Origin of the sequence: Aliidiomarina haloalkalitolerans, assembly GCF_003987315.1 — a bacterium.
Taxonomy (GTDB): domain Bacteria; phylum Pseudomonadota; class Gammaproteobacteria; order Enterobacterales; family Alteromonadaceae; genus Aliidiomarina; species Aliidiomarina haloalkalitolerans.
Window position 1 is genome coordinate 124,391 of sequence record NZ_PIPI01000004.1, and the last position, 17,234, is coordinate 141,624.

The following is a 17,234-nucleotide window of genomic DNA, read 5'->3' on the forward strand; positions in this document are numbered from 1 at the left end:
GTGACTATAAGAAGGACGGAATTGTGTTAAACAGATATCCGTTATGGAAAAACCTGTTAATTCTGTTCGTTGTATTGTTCGGCACGCTGTATGCGTTGCCGAACCTTTTCGGCGAAGACTATGCGGTGCAGATTTCTGGTACCCGTGGTGGAGAAGTTACCGTTGACACGGTAGCGCAGGTAGAAAGATCGCTTGAACGTGCTGGAATCCCAATTCGCGGCTTAACGTTCGAGAATGGCCAAATGTTAGTTCGTGTTGATTCTGACGAAGATCAGTTAAACGCACGTGAACTTTTGGTTCAAGAGCTCGGTTCACAATACGTTGTGGCCTTGAACCTCGCACCAGCAACGCCTGCTTGGTTAGCCGCGATCGGTGGCGAACCATTAAAGTTAGGTCTTGATTTGCGCGGTGGTGTTCACTTCTTGATGGAAGTGGACATGGAAGAAGCGTTGAGCAAGATTCGCGAACAGATGGTCACAACGGTGCAAGATCGCTTGCGTGAAGAGCGTCTGCGTTACCAACGTGTTCAAGCTGACGGCAATTCAATTGTCGTGACCATGCGCAACGAAGCTGACTTCCAAAGTGCCATCGGTGTTTTGCGCAATCAATACCAAGGTTATGATTTCCGGACAGATTCGTCGAGCCGAACCATTACGTTGGCGATGACGGATCAGTTTTTACAAGAAACGCGCAGTAATGCGATTGACCAGAACATCACGATTTTACGTAATCGGGTTGATGAACTCGGCGTTGCCGAGCCTTTGATTCAACGTCAAGGCGCAGACCGCATCGTGGTAGAGCTTCCTGGTGTCCAAGATACTGCCCGTGCGAAAGAGATTTTAGGCGCAACAGCGACTCTCGAGTTCCGCTTTGTCGATACCGACAATGACGTCCAAGACGCAATCGCTGGCCGCGTTCCATTTGGTAGCCGGTTATTCGATCAGCGCGGAGGCGGACAGGTTCTCCTCGAAAACCGCGTGATTCTGACCGGTGATCACATCGTTAATGCGAGTGTTGGCTACGACGAAAGTAATCGTCCGCAAGTCAATATTTCACTCGACTCTGCTGGTGGTCGCATGATGACCCAAGCAACTCGCGGCAACATCGGTAAGCCTATGGCTACCGTGTTTATCGAGTTCTTGGCAACCGGTGAAACCACTGACGAAGGCCGTATCGCCTTTGACCGCGTTGAAGAAGTGGTCAGTGTTGCGACCATTCAAGCGGTGCTCGGTAGCAACTTCCGGATTACCGGTGTGGGTTCGGTGCAAGACGCGCAAAATCTTGCGTTATTGCTCCGTGCAGGTGCTCTGATTGCGCCGATTCAAATCGTTGAAGAACGTACAGTTGGTCCAAGCTTAGGTGCGGAAAACGTCGAAGCCGGGATGAAGGCCATTATTGGTGCGTTCATACTCGTTCTGTTGTTCATGGGCATCTATTACCGCAAGTTTGGTTTGGTTGCGAACCTCGCACTGATGACTAACTTAGTCATGATTATCGGTGTGATGTCGATGATTCCAGGTGCGACGTTGACCATGCCAGGTATTGCTGGAATTGTACTAACCGTTGGTATGGCGGTTGACGCGAACGTGATTATTTTTGAGCGGATACGTGAGGAGCTGGTTGAAGGGCGAAGTCCTCAACAAGCCATTGCGCGTGGTTATGAGAACGCATTCTCGACCATTGCCGATGCGAATATTACGACACTCATTACAGCATTGATTCTCTTTGCTGTGGGTACCGGCTCAATTAAAGGTTTCGCTGTCACTCTCGCAATCGGTATCGTCACCTCGATGTTTACTGCCATTGCAGGTACTCGTGCTGTGATTAACCTGACTTGGGGTCGCAATAAGCGCCTCAAAGAGCTGTCAATTTAAGGGGCAAGAACTATGTTTTTTCAAATCACAAAAGTGGATGAGAATCGCCCCTTAGACTTTATGTCCATTAACAAATGGACTACAGCACTAAGTGTGATTCTTATTGTTGCGTCACTGATTTCGCTGTCGGTGAATAAGTTGAACTGGGGTCTCGATTTCACTGGCGGTACGCTCGTGGAAGTCGGCTTTAGCCAACCCGCTAACTTAACTGAGCTGCGTTCGGTGCTCGAAGAGAACGACTTTGGTGACGCCATTGTGCAGAACTATGGTACGCCGCGTGATGTTCTCGTACGTGTGCCACCGCGTGGTGAAGGCGACTCAGATGCAGTGGGTAACCAACTGTTGCAGATGCTACAAGCGAATATCAACGACGATATTCAAATTCGTCGTGTTGAGTTTGTTGGCCCGCAAGTTGGTGAAGAGTTGGCTGAAGCAGGTGGACTGGCACTGTTAGTCGCGCTCATTTGTATTTTGATCTACGTGTCATTTCGATTTGAATGGCGTTTGGCACTCTCTGCTGTAGCGGGTTTGGGGCAAGACGTTATTTTAATTCTTGGCTTGTTTTCAATTACCCAAATGCAGGTTGACTTAACGATTCTCGCGGCCTTGCTGGCAGTCATTGGTTACTCATTGAATGACAGTATTGTTGTTGCTGACCGGATTCGTGAAAACTTCCGTAAGCTGCGCAAAGAAGACCCAACGTCAGTGATCAATATTTCATTGAGTCAGACCTTGAGCCGTACTTTAGTGACCTCTTTAACAACACTCGTCGTATTGATCGTTCTAATGCTGTTTGGTGGCCAAATGATCTTCGGCTTCTCTGTCGCGTTAGCCGTCGGTGTTGTTGTGGGTACTTACTCATCCGTATTCACGCGCAGCACGCTGGTATTAGCGTTAGGCATTAGCCGCGAAGACTTGATGCCCCCTGAAGTTGAGAAAGAGGGTGAAGATCAGGAAAACTACCTGTAATCACCACAAACGGACATTCAGGAATAAGGGGGATTGCTGCGGCAATCCCTTTTTTTTGGCAGCTATGTTAAGCTGTTGGGCATAAATAGATGACCGATTTACAAGACTTTCAGCCGACTTGAGACTGACAACGAGGTAATATCACGATGTTATTTGTAGTATCGCCCGCAAAGAATTTGGATTACGAAACGCCAGCGCCGATTGCCAAGCACACCCAGCCAACCCTGCTCGACCGAGCCGAAGAACTGGTCGACATTTGCCGTCAACTGAGCCCACAAGAACTTGGCTCGCTTATGAAAATCAGCGATAAGTTGGCCGGTTTGAATGCGGCTCGTTTTGCTGAATGGCAGCAGCCGTTTACCACCGAAAATGCAAAAGCGGCGGTATTCGCCTTTAATGGTGACGTTTATGCGGGCTTGGATGCGGCGACCTTAGACGCCAAGGTTTGGGATTATGCACAAGGACACATGCGTATTTTGTCGGGCCTATATGGCGTTTTAAAGCCACTCGACTTGATGCAACCATATCGCCTTGAAATGGGCACCAAGCTATCCAACCCCAAAGGCAAGGATCTCTATGCGTACTGGGGATCGCGCATTGCTGAAGAACTGAATGATGTTGCGCAAAAATCGAAGAGTAAAGTATTGATTAATTTGGCATCTAATGAGTATTTTAAAGCGGTTGACTTAGCTAAGCTAAATATTCCAGTGGTCACGCCAGTGTTTAAAGACACAAAGAATGGTCAGCTAAAGATTATTAGCTTCTATGCGAAGAAGGCGCGCGGCATGATGGCGCGTTATATTCTTGAACAACAACCGAACTCTATCGAAGACTTGAAGTCTTTTAATACAGCTGGGTACGAATTTAATCCGGCACTGTCAACAGACAAAGAATTGGTTTTTTGTCGTCCTGAACAATAACGCTAGGTGAGGAGCGGCTATGACAGAACATCATCAGAGTGAATCGGAGCCAACCGAAAACAAGTCTTTGCTATCAGGTAAAGTCATTGTTGGTTTCATTGTTGCCTTAGTCATTATTGTGGTCGCGTTATGGTTTACTCGAGGTGGTGAGCCTGAGCCAGCACCCGTCGAACCGCAACCGATTGAGCAGCCTGTCATTGCAGAGCCTGAGCCTGAACCTATTCCAGAGCCGGAAGTTGACGTCACAAGCGAGCCGGATCCAGTGGTGATTCCTATTCCGGAAGAAGAACTCGAGCCCGTTGAGCAAGAGCCACCGTTGCCCGCGCTTGACGAAGCAGGCCCGGTATTAGTTGACGAAGCGATGGCTGCAGGCTTGAATACCTCACCCGTTGATAGTGAAAACATGGTGCGAAAACTCGTCGTTCTTGCGGAAAGCATGGCGAAGGGTGAACTTGTTCGTGAAGCACATGTTGTAGCGGGGCCGGAGTCACGTTTTATGGTGCAAGAAATTGACCATCAACTCTACATTGACGAGCGCACTTACGCCCGCTTTGATGAGTTGGCAACCTGGTTCTATGGCCTTGATACCGACGCACTTGTGCGCCTGTATAATCGTTATGAGCCGGTTTTCGAACAAGCTCACGACGAAATCAAGCAGCCTGGAACGCGCTTGCGTGCTCGTCTACTCGATGCCATTGCCATCTTGCTAGATACGCCAGAACCAACTGGCTTACTGGCATTGAAAGACGACAAAGTGATGTACACTTTTGCAGACCCAGAACTAGAAGCATTGTTACCGGCGCAAAAACAACTGCTGCGCATGGGGCCAGACAACCGTGCACTCGTGAAAACAAAACTTCGTGAAATTCGTCAGAGGTTGCAGCAGTGAGCGAGATCAAAACTGAGTTTGAATTTTTTCCGACCCGAGGAAATCGTTTTAGTCGCTGGGTTGGTCGCGTAGGAATGCGCTTACTCGGCGGCTGGACACTGAATGGTGAAATTCCAGATATTCCAAAAGCAATTTTGCCGGTGGCACCGCATACCTCGAACTGGGATTTTTTTGTCGGCTTGATGGTGAAATTAGCGCTCGGAATTCGGGTTAACTTTCTTGGGAAACACCAAATATTTGTTTTCCCGATTAAAGGCCTGTTGCATTGGCTTGGCGGCATACCCGTGCGTAGAGACAGTGCACACGGCGTGGTCGGGCAAATGGTAGACGAGTTCGCCAAGGCCGAGCGCATGGTTTTAGTGATTGCACCGGAAGGCACTCGCAGTAAGGTTTCCGAGTGGAAGAAGGGCTTTCTCCACATTGCTCAGCAAGCACAAGTGCCGGTCGTACCGATCGCTTTTTGCTTCAAGAATAAAACCATTAACATTAGCAAGCCGATGTTGGTTGGCGAGGATTTAGACCAGGCTTTGCTTGATATTAAAGCATTTACGAACCAAGCGGTTGGGAAACGTCCAGAGTTACAATGATCAAAAACCAAACGCAGTGCTAACGGCGCAAAAATGTGCTATTCTTCGCGCCGTTATCGAGTATGTCTGAGGGATATTCATGAAGATTATTGAGGCCGGTGTTGCGGCACCAGGAAAAAAAGTTGCCATCGTGGTTTCTCGTTTCAACAGTTTTATCGTTGAAAAGCTGATGGAAGGTGCCGTTGATACATTGACCCGAATCGGTCAAATCGACAGTAATGACATCACCATTATCAAAGTGCCAGGTGCGTACGAACTGCCAATTACTGCAAAAAAAGCAGCAGCGTCTGGCAAGTTTGCTGCGGTTATCGCCATTGGTGCGGTTATTCGTGGTGGTACGCCTCATTTTGACTTCGTTGCTGGTCAAGCAAACTCAGGTTTAGCTCAAGTCGCGATGGAAACCGGTGTACCCGTTGCGTTTGGTGTAATCACCACAGATACCGACGAGCAAGCCATTGATCGCGCTGGTGTTAAACACGGCAATAAAGGCTCAGAAGCGGCATTGTCAGCGTTGGAAATGATCAACGTATTAGACCAGCTGTAAGGAGATGCAAGTGAAACCTGCAGCACGTCGTAAAGCCCGCCGTTTGGCGATTCAGGCAGTTTATTCTTGGCAACTATCGGGCAATAGTGTCGTTGATATTGAAGCTGAGTTTTTAACTGAAAACGATGTCAGTAAAGTTGACGTTGAGTATTTTCTCGACCTTGTCCGTGGTGTAACCGGACAAACGAGCACGCTCGATCAAGCATTAACGCCATTTACTGATCGCCCATTTGCCGATCTCGACCAAATCGAACGCGCCATTTTGCGTGTTGCCGCTTACGAGTTGCGCTCACGTTTAGACGTTCCCTACAAAGTGGTGATGAACGAAGCTATCGAATTAGCGAAAGCCTTCGGTGCTGACGATAGCCACCGCTTTGTAAACGGTGTTCTGGATAAAGCCGTTGACTCGTTGCGCGGAGCTCGCCAATAAGAGGTCAGGATGGATTCTCAACGTCGCGAATTCGCAATCATTGCAGATTACTTCCAAAGAAGAGCCGGTCAATCGACCGGCTCAACTCTGTCTGAAAACTCAAAGTCTAATTTCCGGCGCCAACGTAACGATGTACTCATCGGCATTGGTGATGATGCTGCTGTGGTGACACCACCACCAGAATCGCGGATTGCCGTGACGACAGATACGATGGTCAGCGGTGTGCATTTTGATGAAAACACGTCGCCACGAGCACTCGGACATAAACTTGTCGCAGTTAATTTAAGTGACCTCGCAGCCATGGGCGCAGAGCCTGCATGGGTGTCGCTAGCCTGCTCACTACCTGAAGTTGACGAGGCTTGGTTAAAAGAGTTTACTGCCGGTTTATTTGCCGCCCTCGATTATTACCATTGTGAATTAATTGGCGGTGATATGACTCGCGGGCCACTCACACTGACGCTTACTGCCCAAGGTATTTTGCCTCTGGAGCGATGCTTGCAGCGCCGCGGTGCACAGCCGGGGGACCGGATATTTGTCAGCGGTACACTTGGTGACGCTGCGCTCGCACTAGCTGGTTTGCAGGGTAAACTCGAACTCCGCGATGCCACGATTGATGAGCTGCAGAAACGGCTCTTCTATCCGACGCCTCGGGTCGCTTTAGGGCAGCTTTTACGTAACCAAGCCACCAGCGCTATTGATCTTTCTGACGGGCTTGCAGGTGATTTAAAACACATTCTGCGGGCTTCAGAAGTGGGGGCGCGTGTTAATCTTGAAGCTTTACCGGCCTCGCTCGCTTTCCGGGCTAATTTAGAACCACAGGCAGGGTGGCCATTACAGCTCAATGGTGGTGATGACTATGAACTGTGCTTCACCGTACCAGAAAGTCGCGTTGGTTTGTTGGAAAGTCTTGTTCGCCAAGCTGGGGTTGCAGTAAGCTGTATTGGAACGATAGAAGCGCAACAAGGGTTGCGGTTCTTCCACCAGAATAAAGAAGTGCAGATAACAGGAAGTAGCTATAGTCACTTCTAATCAGCCACTTCTAATCAGGTACTTCTAGTTAGCCGGCTCCAATAAGGACAATAACATGGCTTATTTACATAAAAAGCTGACCAAGAAAGAGTTGCTCAAGAGCCCTATCCATTTTTGTTCGCTCGGGTTTGGCACCGGCCTTGCGCCAAAAGCGCCAGGGACTTTCGGTACGTTACCTGCAGTGTTATTAGTTTGGCTGTTTGCCCCTTTGGGTGTTGCTGAGTACATTGGCGTTGTCGCCTTTTTCACCATAATCGGTATTTATCTGTGTGGCGCCACTGCGAAGGCGATGGGGCAGCACGACGCGCCTGCCATTGTCTGGGACGAAATAGCCGGCTATATGATTGCCATGATCGCGATTCCGGTTACTTGGCAGGCCTTATTACTCGCATTTGTACTGTTCCGGATTTTTGATATTTTAAAGCCATGGCCAATCAGTTGGTTTGATCAGCAGGTCGAGGGCGGGCTTGGTATTATGTTGGACGATGTCATTGCCGGCTTAATGACGCTGGTGCTAATGCATTTAGCATTGCTGTACGGCTGGATTCCAGGCGTTTAATTTACAGGGCGTTTAATTCAACGGGCGTTTAGCTCAGTTGAACGCGTGCAACAAAAAAGCGAAGCATGGTGTAAAACCAGCTTCGCTTTTTTAGTACTTCACGAAGTTAAGCAGTAACTACTTCAGGCGCTGTTTGATTTTCTCCAAAATGCCTTCGGCATCCAACCCCAGTTCGGCACGAATCTCTTCTTGTGAACCGTGTTTAATGAATTCGTCAGGTAAGCCAATGTGTAGCAGTGCTGTCGTCTTGTTGCCTGAGCTCAGATACTCACCCACTGCGCTGCCAGCGCCACCGGCGATGACGTTTTCTTCGAGCGTAACGAGCAGATCATGGTTGGCGCTCAAAGTATCAATAAGTGCGGTGTCGAGCGGCTTCACAAAGCGCATGTCAGCAACCGTTGCATCAAGTGCTTCCGCTGCTTGCATGGCCTCAGGTAACAAGGTGCCGAAATTGAGAATAGCTACCCGTTGGCCTTTTGCTGGTGTATCTGCTTCGCGCTTCAACTGGCCTTTGCCAATTGGCAAAGCTTGCAATGGGCTGAAGGAGACGCCAACCGCATTACCGCGTGGATAGCGAACGGCTGCAGGACCCTCGAAGTGATAGCCGGTGTGCAGCATTAAGCGACACTCGTCTTCGTCACTTGGCGTCATGACCACCATATTTGGCACACAGCGCAAGTAGGTCAGGTCAAATGCACCTTGGTGAGTTGGACCATCTGCGCCGACAATGCCAGCCCGATCGATAGCGAACAGAACATCGAGATTCTGCAACGCGACGTCATGAATTAATTGGTCATAAGCCCGTTGCAAGAACGACGAGTAAATCGCCACCACCGGTTTTTCGCCAGCAATTGCAAGCCCGGCAGCAAAGGTGACTGCGTGCTGTTCGGCAATGGCAACGTCAAAATACTGTTTCGGGAAACGGCGCGCAAACTCGACCATACCAGACCCTTCGCGCATGGCTGGTGTAATGCCGACTAATTTGCTGTCGATTTCGGCCGTTTCACAGAGCCAATCGCCAAAAATTTGCGAATACGACGGCAAAGTCGGCGCTTTCTTCGGTAGTGCGTCGGTGCTTGGGTCGAACTTCGGCACGCCATGGTAACCAATCGGATCTTTTTCCGCTGGGGCGTAGCCTTTGCCTTTACGGGTAACGATGTGCAGTAATTGCGGGCCTTTCAACGCACGCATATTACTTAAGGTATCGACTAAACCGTCAACATCATGACCGTCAATTGGGCCAATATAATTAAATCCGAGTTCTTCAAAAATAGTGCCAGGTGTGACCATGCCTTTGACGTGTTCTTCGGCGCGACTAACCAGTTCACGCATGCTCGGCAAGCCACTTAATAGTTGCTTGCCGCCTTCGCGCAACGAGGTATAGAACTTACCTGATAAGAGGCGGGCAAAGTGCGAATTGAGTGCGCCGACGTTCTCTGAAATCGACATTTCGTTGTCGTTGAGAATGACCAGCATGTCTGGGCCGATATCACCGGCATGATTGAGCGCCTCAAAGGCCATACCCGCCGTCATCGCACCGTCACCAATAACAGCGACCACTTTGCGGTTCTGTTTTTCTTTTTCAGCGGCAACGGCGAGGCCTAATGCAGCACTAATCGATGTACTCGAATGACCGACCGATAGAACGTCGTATTCACTTTCTTCGCGCCATGGAAACGGATGCAAGCCATCTTTTTGACGAATGGTATGCAGTTGGTCACGACGCCCAGTAATAATTTTATGTGGGTAAGCCTGATGGCCAACGTCCCAAACTAAATGATCAAAAGGCGTTTTAAATACATAGTGCAGCGCGACGGTTAATTCGACGGTGCCTAAACCACTGGCAAGGTGCCCACTACTTTTACTAACTGAAGACAATAAAAATTGACGCAGTTCATCGCTCACTTGCTTGAGTTTTGTTTTCGGCAAGCCACGTAAGTCGGCTGGCGAGTCAATCAGTTGCAGCAATGGAAAGGCTGAGTTTGCTTGCGTCATAATACTAGTGGTCTCGTGTTACCAAATATTCTGTGAAATCTTGCAGGAGCTCGGTATTGTACGGGATTTGCTGTAAGGCGTGTAGCGCTTTTTCGGTTAACTGCTTGAGCAATTGCTCGGCGCCATCGATACCTAAAAGCGTAGCATACGTTGTTTTGTTCAAGGCAATATCAGCAGCGGTTGCTTTACCGAGGGTTTCTGGATCGCTCGTTTGATCAAGAATATCGTCTTTTACTTGAAACGCTAAGCCAATCGCTTGGCCATATTCGTCTAGCGCTGCCAAAATAGCGGGACTAACATTCGGCGCAGCGAGCGCACCGATCGCCAGAGCAGCGCGAATCAAGGCCCCGGTTTTAAGGTGATGAATGGTTTCAAGTTCTGATTGCAACGTCGCTTTCCCGGTTGCAGCGATATCGAGTGCTTGACCACCGCACATACCGCTCGCGCCACTAGCCTCGGCTAGTTTTCTGATCATCGCTATTTGTTGTTCGGGCGCCAGTTGTGGATGCTCGCGGCCAATCAACTCAAATGCTAATGCCTGCAAAGCGTCTCCGGCGAGAATGGCAGTTGCTTCACCAAACTTTACATGACAGGTGGGCTGCCCGCGGCGTAATGCATCGTTATCCATGGCCGGTAGGTCGTCATGTGCCAGCGAATAAGCATGAATACACTCAAGCGCCGCCGCTGGAGCATCAAGTGCAGCGAGCGGGACATCAAGCATTTCACCGGTTGCATAAACCAAAAACGGTCGAATACGTTTACCGCCAAGCAAGGCAGAATAAGCCATTGCTTCTTGTAATTGCGGCGCAGCGGCAGTGCGATTGAGTTCGTGTTCAAACCACGCGATATGCCGCGCTCGAAACGACTCAAGTTTTTCCTGCAGCAAAGGGGACATGGGGGACATTAGGTACCTTCCGGTTGCTTAGAATGGCAAATTATCGTTGTCGGGTGTGGCTGCGACTAACTTTTCTTCGCCATTTTGTTGCAACAATTGCTGAACTTTTTGCTCTGCGCTTGCTAATGTCGCTTGGCTTAAGCGGGTCAGCTCGACAGCGCGTTCAAACTTCGCTAACGAAGCTTCAAGACTCAAGTCGCCGCTTTCAAGTTCACGAATAATCCCTTCAAGCTCTTGCATAGATTGTTCAAAATTAATCGGTTGATCCGTCTTTGTGCTCATCGTGATCCTCTATCGTCTTGTCGAGCGTCTGTCCTATTCACGCCATATTTTATGTTATTGGCGAAACGTTGACGCTGCAGGATAGTTTTTACAATGACTCTAAAATACCACAGGACAGCCAAAAACGCAGTGCTTTAGAGGGGTAATCTTTGGAGTATATTGTCGATAAACTGGCCGACTGAAGGCCATTCCTGCTATAATCGCGCGCTTAATTTTCAACCGAAATAGCAAGTCGCTGAGGGTCTCATGAAGTTTATTGTTCGTTTACACGCTGAAATCACCATCAAGAGTAAGTCGGTGCGTCAGCGTCACTTAAAAGTATTAACGGGCAATATCAGAACCTTACTGAAACCACTGCATGACTCGATGCGAGTGCGTAATCATTGGGATCGGATTGAAGTTCATCATGATGATCTGCCGGAATTAACTGCCTTGACTATCCGCCACTTGGGGCAAATTCCGGGTATTGCTTACTTTGAGCAAGTAGTCGAGCATCCGCTGACAGACTTTGAAACCTTGCTGGAATGGATTTTACCGTTACAAACGGATCGTCTGCAGAATAAAAGCTTTGCTGTGCGCGTAAAGCGCAAGGGCAAGCACGAATTCTCCTCAATGGATATGGCTATTTATCTTGGTGGCGGTATTCGAGCGCGGGTACCAGGTACTCATGTGCAACTAAAAAACCCGCAAGAAGAAATTGTCATTCATGTGATTGAGCAACAAGTATCGCTTGTTCAGCAACGCTTCGCCGGTTTAGGTGGTTTCCCGTTGCCGACCCAAGAAACAGTTGTGTCACTGATGTCTGGTGGCTTTGACTCTGCCGTTGCCAGCTTTCAGATGATTCGTCGGGGTGCACGTACTCATTTTTGCTTCTTTAATTTAGGTGCTGATGCACACGAAGCGGCGGTGCGAGAAATCTCTTATTTCTTGTGGGAGAAATACTCGAAAACCCATGCGGTGAAGTTTGTTGCTGTTGATTTTTCTGAGGTGGTTGAGCGGATTCTCGAAGCCGGTGATCAAGGCTCATTAGGTGTGTTGTTGAAACGTGCGATGATGCGCGCGTCGGGTTTAGTCGCAGAACGCCTTAATGCACAAGCGATTGTGACCGGTGAAGCGGTGGGGCAAGTATCGAGCCAAACATTAAGTAATTTAAAGTTGATTGACCAAGCCACCGATACGTTAATTCTGCGCCCACTGATTGTGCAAGACAAGCAAACCATTGTCGATTGCGCACGCGAGATTGGTGTAGAAACGCTGAGTGCAGCAGTGCCAGAATACTGCGGTGTCATTTCCAAACAACCGTCGGTAAAAGTTAAGCCTGAGGTTATCGCTGCAAGTGAACAAGCCGTGTTACCTGACAGTCTGATTCAAGCAGTCGTTGCCCAATGTCGCGTCATTGATATTCGCGACGCACACGCAACCAAAAATCCAGCGATAGGCCCGAAAGTACTCGACGCTAATGATGAAGTTCCCGTCGATGCGATTATCATCGACATTCGTCGCGATGAAGAGCAAGAAGAAGCACCGCTCGATGTGCCCGGACACAAAGTTTTACATATTCCTTTTTTCCGTTTGGCTAGTAAACAGGATATGCTAGACAAGTCGAAGTCCTACTTGTTGTATTGTGAACAGGGCGTAATGAGTCGTCTGCAAGCGATTCATTTACAAGAGCAAGGATTCTCGCAAGTAGCTGTTTATGAAAAGTAGCCTCGCTGCACACGTTTGAGAAGGAGCAACCATTGCAATTTTGGCGGATAACTTTTGTTTTGGTGTTGCTGAGTATTTCAGTTTTGTTTTTAATTCAGTCGCCACCAACACCGCAAACCATGCGCTTTGAGCATGCCGATAAAATCGCCCATTTTGGTTTATTTTTTATTTTGGCTGGTTCATTGCACTTGGCATTTCGGCCGCGGGTCTGGGTTGGCCTTTTACTTTTGCTAGTTTATGGCATTGTCATTGAAGTGGTGCAGCACTATGTTCCAGGTCGCGGCGCCGACCCATGGGATCTCGTCGCTGATATGGTTGGCGCGCTGACATTTTATGCATTGCGACTCGCCGTGAAAATTCCGCGCCGGCGGCGCTTACAGTCATAAAAAAAACGTCGCATTAGCGACGTTTTTTATTGGCAGTAGCGTTAGCGACTTTCGTTGCTCTTGCAGCTTTCGCCTTTTTGTCTTTCTTTTTCTTCTTTTTCTTCTTCGCTGGACTTTTGTGTGGGTCCGGGAATTTAAACTGTGGTTTCAGTTCTTGGATAACTCGGCGCTCTAACCGCTCACCAAGATAGCGCTCAATGCGTCCGAGGTTTTCAGCATCGTGCGCTTCAACCAAAGAAATAGCGGTTCCTTTCTTGCCCGCGCGGCCGGTACGACCGGTACGGTGCAGGAAGGTGTCGCCTTTACGTGGCAAATCGAAATTAACAACGAGTTCGACGTCGGGAATATCGAGACCGCGAGCCGCAACATCGGTGGCAACCAATATGCGTTGGCGAATATTGTTGAACGATTGAATGCGTTTTTGGCGCTCGTCTTGAGGTAACCCACCTTCGAGTGCCGCAGCGCCAAAGCCAAGTTGACTGAGGAAATTGGCTAAGTCGTGAGCGCGCTCACGTTTACGTACGAACACCAACACGCGGCCATTGTATTCACGCAGCAAGTGCACGAGCAATTGTTGTTTATGCTCGAGAGTGTCGGCAACGTGCATGCGCTGCAAAATTTTGCCGCGCTCACGGCGAGGTGGCTCGACATTGATAAACTCAGGGTTGTCGAGGACTTGGGTACTAAACTTGGCCAGCGAGTGACTATCCGTGGTCGCCGAGAATAATAAACGCTGTTTCAGATACATTGCTTCGTTAACAATCTGCTGGACTGGCTCTTTGAAACCCATATCGAGCATACGATCGGCTTCATCGAGAACCAGAATTTCGAGATCTTCAGCACTAAACTTCTCATCGCCCAAGTAATCAAGCAAACGCCCGGGAGTAGCAACAATAATGTCTAGATTCTGCTTGAGTGCCCCAGTGTGACTACCGAAATTGACACCGCCAGTAATGGTTAAGCAGGTTAAGTCGACGACAGCACAAAGCTGTTCGGTGACTCGGCCGATTTGTTCAGCTAGCTCACGTGTTGGCGCCAACACCAGAGCACGCGCATGACCTGGGTCTTTGCGCGGAAAGTCAATTAAGTGTTGGACTACCGGCAACACAAAGGCCAAGGTTTTACCTGTGCCAGTTGGTGAAGAGGCGAGTAGATCTCGCCCTTCCAATGCAAGTGGAATAACGTCCTGCTGAATGGTTGTTGGCTTCTTCAAGCCTTGCTCAAGCAATAAGTTAATTAGCTCGGGTTCTAGCTCGAGCGCAGCCCAATCTGGGGTCATTGCAGTTTATTCTCCGGTAACATTCGCATCAGGGAGCGCCAGTATAGCATAAAGCTGATTAAGCATGAGCTGAAACTCTTGGCTCATGAGTGCGAAATCAGCGTCAAGTTGCTCTGCACGTGTTTCGGTGTCATCGGCGTCACGCGCGTCTTTGACCACGTCCAAGAAACGAATGCGTTTAATCGCATAATCGTCAGTTAAAACAAAGCTCACGCGCTCGTCCCAATCTAACCCAAGTTGCGTACACTGCTTGCCATGCTCTAAGTGTAAGGCAATTTCAGGGCTAGTGAGATCATGGTCTTTTAAGCGCGCGACGCTTTCGGCTTCGCCTTGTCCACGCAGCTCTGCGTCAGTGCCAAGGTAAAACGGTGTCGGTGCTGCTTGCTCCGCTAGCCACTGAGTGAAGAACACACTGCCGTTCGTTTCAGGACCCCAAGGGCGAATCGGTAATGAACCTAAACAGCTGCGCAGGAGTGCCGTTACTTCTTCAGCACGGGTTGCACTTGATGCGTCGACCAAGACGCGCTGCGCATCAAAGTCTAACATCAACCAGATAATTGAATGGCGGCTAAGAGCTTGCGGCAGCAAGCGCTGAACAATGTCTTCCTTGGCAGCTTGCAAATCTTTGCGTGGCATTGGCCGTGCGTGCTCTTGCTGAAATTGTTCCCTTAGTGACTCGAGTTCCATTTGCACGGCGCTCGCAGGCATAACTTTTTCTTCTTTACGAGCGCATAACAACACATGCTTACCAATTTGGTGAACCAGCGGTGCGTCTTCATCATTGAGTGGCGATACCCAACCAAAGCTCATCGGCTCATGGCGCGCACAGGGAGTAAAGCGGCGTTCCTCTAACAGCTTCTCAGCCTCGTCGCTCCAAGTGAAAGGTTGAGTAAATTGATAGATCCGCAAATTTTTAAACCACATAATTTCTTGCTCCCAGGCTATTATTTTTGAGCTCGAATCATACCGAAGAACAGCGCCGGGTTACGAATTATTTTCGTCATCCTTTGCGTTAAATTTAACTGGAAACTGGAATGTGTATAAGAGACCTTGGTTTGGCGTGCTGCTGACGTCAATATGGCCATTCAGTGTGTGCGTGATCATGTCATAAATAATGTGCGTGCCTAAACCACTGCCGCCTTGCGACCGTTCGGTGGTAAAGAATGGTTCAAATAAATGCTCAAGTTGGTTCGAAGTTAAACCAATGCCATTGTCATGGTATTCGCCCACTAAGCGATTATCTTGTTGTTCTAGCTTCAGTGAAATAACGCCTTGATTACGGTCTTTAAAGCCATGAATAATGCTATTCATCAACATGTTGGTCAGTGCTTGCGCAAATGCACCAACTGAGAACTTGGCGACGATATGAGGACATTCAATGGCAACGCTCACATTCTTTTTCCGTAGTTTGGGTTGTAGCGCTTTGATAATTTTATTCACGTATTCGTCAATGTACACATCACGTTCACTGTCAGTAATTTGGTCGACAGCCATTTGTTTAAAGCCGTCCATAATCTCGTTGGCGCGCTCGAGGTTGGCAGCAACAATAGCCTCGCTTTCAACTGCATTGTTAATAAACTTGGCAAATTGCTCGCGGGTGAGCTTACCTTCTTCAACGTTGGTTTGCAGTTGGTCAAGTTGTTCTTTTAGATAGCTGGTTGCAGTCAAACTGACACCTAAAGGAGTGCTGACATCATGGCTAATGCTCGCCACTAAAGCCCCTAACGATGCGAGCTTTTCCGATTCCATGACTTGACTGCGAGCTTGCTGTAAAAACTCGATGGTTTCTTCAAGTTCCCGATTCGCTTGTTTGAGTTTTGATTCGGTTAGTCGGCGCTGATGGATTTCTTGCTCCAGCGACTGCTGACGGACTTCAAGTTCCTGTCGCCGCCGCTCAATGTCGAGCATGAGGTTACTAATGCCAATGGTTTTTTCCGAAATTTCTCGCTCGAGCTTAATATTTTGCTCTTCGAGCTGACGATTGGCATCGGCAAGCTCACGTTGCGATATTTCAAATGCTTCTTGATGATGTCGTAAGCGCTGCAGCAATTCGTTATAGGCGTGCTCGAGGAGCGTGAATTCATTCGATTCAGCTTGCTGTAAGAATACCTGTGAACCATCCGGGTCATCCGGATTGAATTGACGAATTTGCTCAATGAACTGGGAAAATGGTCGGCGTAGAAAAATCCGAAACGCAATGGTAAATAGAATAATTAAAAGAGCGCTTTTAATCAGCGCTGCCACGACTAACACGGCTAAAGTAGGTTTCAGTTTCTCTATGGTAATGTCGCGGCTAGAAAATAGAATAACCTCGCCAACAATTTCTGAACCACCCGCAAACTCCCAGACTAACGGGCTATAAAAACCAAATACACCTTGGTATTCGATGACTTGATCGGGCGAATTAAGTTGTTCCAGTCGTTCTTTGGGAGGAACTCTACCAGCTTGATAAATTTGCCGACCTTGCTCGTCACGCAAAATAATACCGCTAATTGAAGGGACGTTCAGTAAGCCCGTTGCCAATGCCTCAGCTTGAGGAATATTAAATTCCCACATGGCTCGGGCAAAACTTGCAGCAAACGTATGATGCTGCTGACGAATATCATTTAGCAGACTGTCGCGGGTATTGTTGTACTCAATAGCCACCTGGACCATAGTTATGGTCAAGGTTAATAAAAAGTACACGGTCAACACGCTCGTTAACAGCACACGGCTAATGCTATTTTGCGGCTGTAACATGTCTGCTTGAGAGTTGTTCGACAAAGTGAGCAAACCCCTTGAGTACCAAACGTTGAAACTTATCGATATTTTCAATGTTCGGTGATGATTATTTTGTTTGGTTTTTGTTGACCTAGTGTAACCACGACGGGCAGGAATGAAAACATTTTG

17 protein-coding genes are annotated in these 17,234 nt (G+C 48.6%); 11 read left to right on the plus strand and 6 right to left on the minus strand.

Features of this window, described 5'->3' with window-relative positions; genetic code table 11:
• The first annotated feature begins 23 nt into the window (after positions 1-23).
• The 9 genes from secD to CWE06_RS07415 all read left to right on the plus strand — a co-directional run bounded on the left by secD (position 24) and on the right by CWE06_RS07415 (position 7,801).
• Positions 24-1,874 carry a protein translocase subunit SecD gene (gene secD, locus CWE06_RS07375; RefSeq protein ID WP_126792691.1) on the plus strand — a complete coding sequence of 617 codons (1,851 nt, stop codon included), beginning with the start codon at positions 24-26 and terminating at the stop codon, positions 1,872-1,874.
• A gap of 12 nt (positions 1,875-1,886) precedes the next feature.
• Positions 1,887-2,843: a protein translocase subunit SecF gene (gene secF / locus CWE06_RS07380; RefSeq protein WP_126792693.1), complete on the plus strand. Its 957-nt coding sequence runs from the start codon at positions 1,887-1,889 to the stop codon at positions 2,841-2,843.
• A gap of 146 nt (positions 2,844-2,989) precedes the next feature.
• Positions 2,990-3,763: a peroxide stress protein YaaA gene (gene yaaA, locus CWE06_RS07385; RefSeq protein ID WP_126792695.1), complete on the plus strand. Its 774-nt coding sequence runs from the start codon at positions 2,990-2,992 to the stop codon at positions 3,761-3,763.
• A 19-nt stretch (positions 3,764-3,782) separates the two neighbouring features.
• Complete coding sequence (locus tag CWE06_RS07390) at positions 3,783-4,652, plus strand: DUF3014 domain-containing protein (protein ID WP_126792697.1); 870 nt, start codon at positions 3,783-3,785, stop codon at positions 4,650-4,652.
• Complete coding sequence (locus tag CWE06_RS07395) at positions 4,649-5,239, plus strand: 1-acyl-sn-glycerol-3-phosphate acyltransferase (RefSeq protein WP_241972510.1); 591 nt, start codon at positions 4,649-4,651, stop codon at positions 5,237-5,239. Before CWE06_RS07390 ends, CWE06_RS07395 begins: the two co-directional genes overlap by 4 nt.
• Positions 5,240-5,318: 79 nt before the next feature.
• Positions 5,319-5,783 (plus strand): 6,7-dimethyl-8-ribityllumazine synthase, encoded by a 465-nt coding sequence (gene ribH, locus CWE06_RS07400; protein ID WP_126792699.1) that lies wholly within the window; start codon positions 5,319-5,321, stop codon positions 5,781-5,783.
• Between the two features lie 10 nt (positions 5,784-5,793).
• Positions 5,794-6,213: a transcription antitermination factor NusB gene (gene nusB / locus CWE06_RS07405; protein WP_126792701.1), complete on the plus strand. Its 420-nt coding sequence runs from the start codon at positions 5,794-5,796 to the stop codon at positions 6,211-6,213.
• 9 nt (positions 6,214-6,222) lie between these two features.
• The gene (gene thiL / locus CWE06_RS07410; RefSeq protein WP_126792703.1) at positions 6,223-7,242 is read left to right on the plus strand and encodes a thiamine-phosphate kinase; all 1,020 of its coding nucleotides are present in this window, start codon (positions 6,223-6,225) and stop codon (positions 7,240-7,242) included.
• A 55-nt stretch (positions 7,243-7,297) separates the two neighbouring features.
• Positions 7,298-7,801 carry a phosphatidylglycerophosphatase A family protein gene (locus CWE06_RS07415; protein ID WP_126792705.1) on the plus strand — a complete coding sequence of 168 codons (504 nt, stop codon included), beginning with the start codon at positions 7,298-7,300 and terminating at the stop codon, positions 7,799-7,801.
• Positions 7,802-7,918: 117 nt separating this feature from the next.
• Here CWE06_RS07415 and dxs read toward each other — a convergent pair whose 3' ends face one another.
• From dxs to CWE06_RS07430, 3 genes are read right to left on the minus strand one after another with little or no spacing between them, the layout of a single operon-like run.
• Positions 7,919-9,796: a 1-deoxy-D-xylulose-5-phosphate synthase gene (gene dxs, locus CWE06_RS07420; RefSeq protein ID WP_126792707.1), complete on the minus strand. Its 1,878-nt coding sequence runs from the start codon at positions 9,794-9,796 to the stop codon at positions 7,919-7,921.
• A gap of 4 nt (positions 9,797-9,800) precedes the next feature.
• On the minus strand, positions 9,801-10,700 hold the full coding sequence (gene ispA, locus CWE06_RS07425; protein ID WP_241972511.1) for a (2E,6E)-farnesyl diphosphate synthase: 900 nt from the start codon (positions 10,698-10,700) through the stop codon (positions 9,801-9,803).
• Between the two features lie 18 nt (positions 10,701-10,718).
• Entirely contained in the window at positions 10,719-10,973 is a 255-nt protein-coding gene (locus CWE06_RS07430) for an exodeoxyribonuclease VII small subunit (protein WP_126792709.1), read from the minus strand.
• Positions 10,974-11,219: 246 nt separating this feature from the next.
• On the opposite strand from CWE06_RS07430, the gene thiI reads away from it, so the two are divergent.
• Together thiI and CWE06_RS07440 are read left to right on the plus strand one after the other, a co-directional pair.
• Positions 11,220-12,680 (plus strand): tRNA uracil 4-sulfurtransferase ThiI, encoded by a 1,461-nt coding sequence (thiI, locus tag CWE06_RS07435; RefSeq protein ID WP_126792711.1) that lies wholly within the window; start codon positions 11,220-11,222, stop codon positions 12,678-12,680.
• A 32-nt stretch (positions 12,681-12,712) separates the two neighbouring features.
• Entirely contained in the window at positions 12,713-13,066 is a 354-nt protein-coding gene (locus CWE06_RS07440; protein WP_241972512.1) for a VanZ family protein, read from the plus strand.
• A gap of 13 nt (positions 13,067-13,079) precedes the next feature.
• On the opposite strand, the gene srmB is transcribed toward CWE06_RS07440, so the two are convergent.
• The 3 genes from srmB to CWE06_RS07455 are packed head-to-tail and all read right to left on the minus strand — an operon-like array spanning position 13,080 to position 17,108.
• Positions 13,080-14,345, minus strand: a complete 1,266-nt coding sequence (gene srmB / locus CWE06_RS07445) for an ATP-dependent RNA helicase SrmB (protein ID WP_126792713.1) — start codon at positions 14,343-14,345, stop codon at positions 13,080-13,082.
• A gap of 6 nt (positions 14,346-14,351) precedes the next feature.
• The gene (locus tag CWE06_RS07450; protein WP_126792715.1) at positions 14,352-15,269 is read right to left on the minus strand and encodes a recombination-associated protein RdgC; all 918 of its coding nucleotides are present in this window, start codon (positions 15,267-15,269) and stop codon (positions 14,352-14,354) included.
• A gap of 60 nt (positions 15,270-15,329) precedes the next feature.
• On the minus strand, positions 15,330-17,108 hold the full coding sequence (locus CWE06_RS07455; RefSeq protein WP_126792717.1) for a sensor histidine kinase: 1,779 nt from the start codon (positions 17,106-17,108) through the stop codon (positions 15,330-15,332).
• Positions 17,109-17,234 lie beyond the last annotated feature (126 nt).

Bases quoted from the DNA above. Each gene is read 5' to 3' on its own strand.
- secF (WP_126792693.1), top strand. From the start codon at position 1,887: ATGTTTTTTCAAATCACAAAAGTGGATGAGAATCGCCCCTTAGACTTT.
- yaaA (WP_126792695.1), top strand. From the start codon at position 2,990: ATGTTATTTGTAGTATCGCCCGCAAAGAATTTGGATTACGAAACGCCA.
- CWE06_RS07390 (WP_126792697.1), top strand. From the start codon at position 3,783: ATGACAGAACATCATCAGAGTGAATCGGAGCCAACCGAAAACAAGTCT.
- ribH (WP_126792699.1), top strand. From the start codon at position 5,319: ATGAAGATTATTGAGGCCGGTGTTGCGGCACCAGGAAAAAAAGTTGCC.
- thiL (WP_126792703.1), top strand. From the start codon at position 6,223: ATGGATTCTCAACGTCGCGAATTCGCAATCATTGCAGATTACTTCCAA.
- CWE06_RS07415 (WP_126792705.1), top strand. From the start codon at position 7,298: ATGGCTTATTTACATAAAAAGCTGACCAAGAAAGAGTTGCTCAAGAGC.
- dxs (WP_126792707.1), bottom strand. From the start codon at position 9,796: ATGACGCAAGCAAACTCAGCCTTTCCATTGCTGCAACTGATTGACTCG.
- ispA (WP_241972511.1), bottom strand. From the start codon at position 10,700: ATGTCCCCCATGTCCCCTTTGCTGCAGGAAAAACTTGAGTCGTTTCGA.
- CWE06_RS07430 (WP_126792709.1), bottom strand. From the start codon at position 10,973: ATGAGCACAAAGACGGATCAACCGATTAATTTTGAACAATCTATGCAA.
- thiI (WP_126792711.1), top strand. From the start codon at position 11,220: ATGAAGTTTATTGTTCGTTTACACGCTGAAATCACCATCAAGAGTAAG.
- srmB (WP_126792713.1), bottom strand. From the start codon at position 14,345: ATGACCCCAGATTGGGCTGCGCTCGAGCTAGAACCCGAGCTAATTAAC.
- CWE06_RS07450 (WP_126792715.1), bottom strand. From the start codon at position 15,269: ATGTGGTTTAAAAATTTGCGGATCTATCAATTTACTCAACCTTTCACT.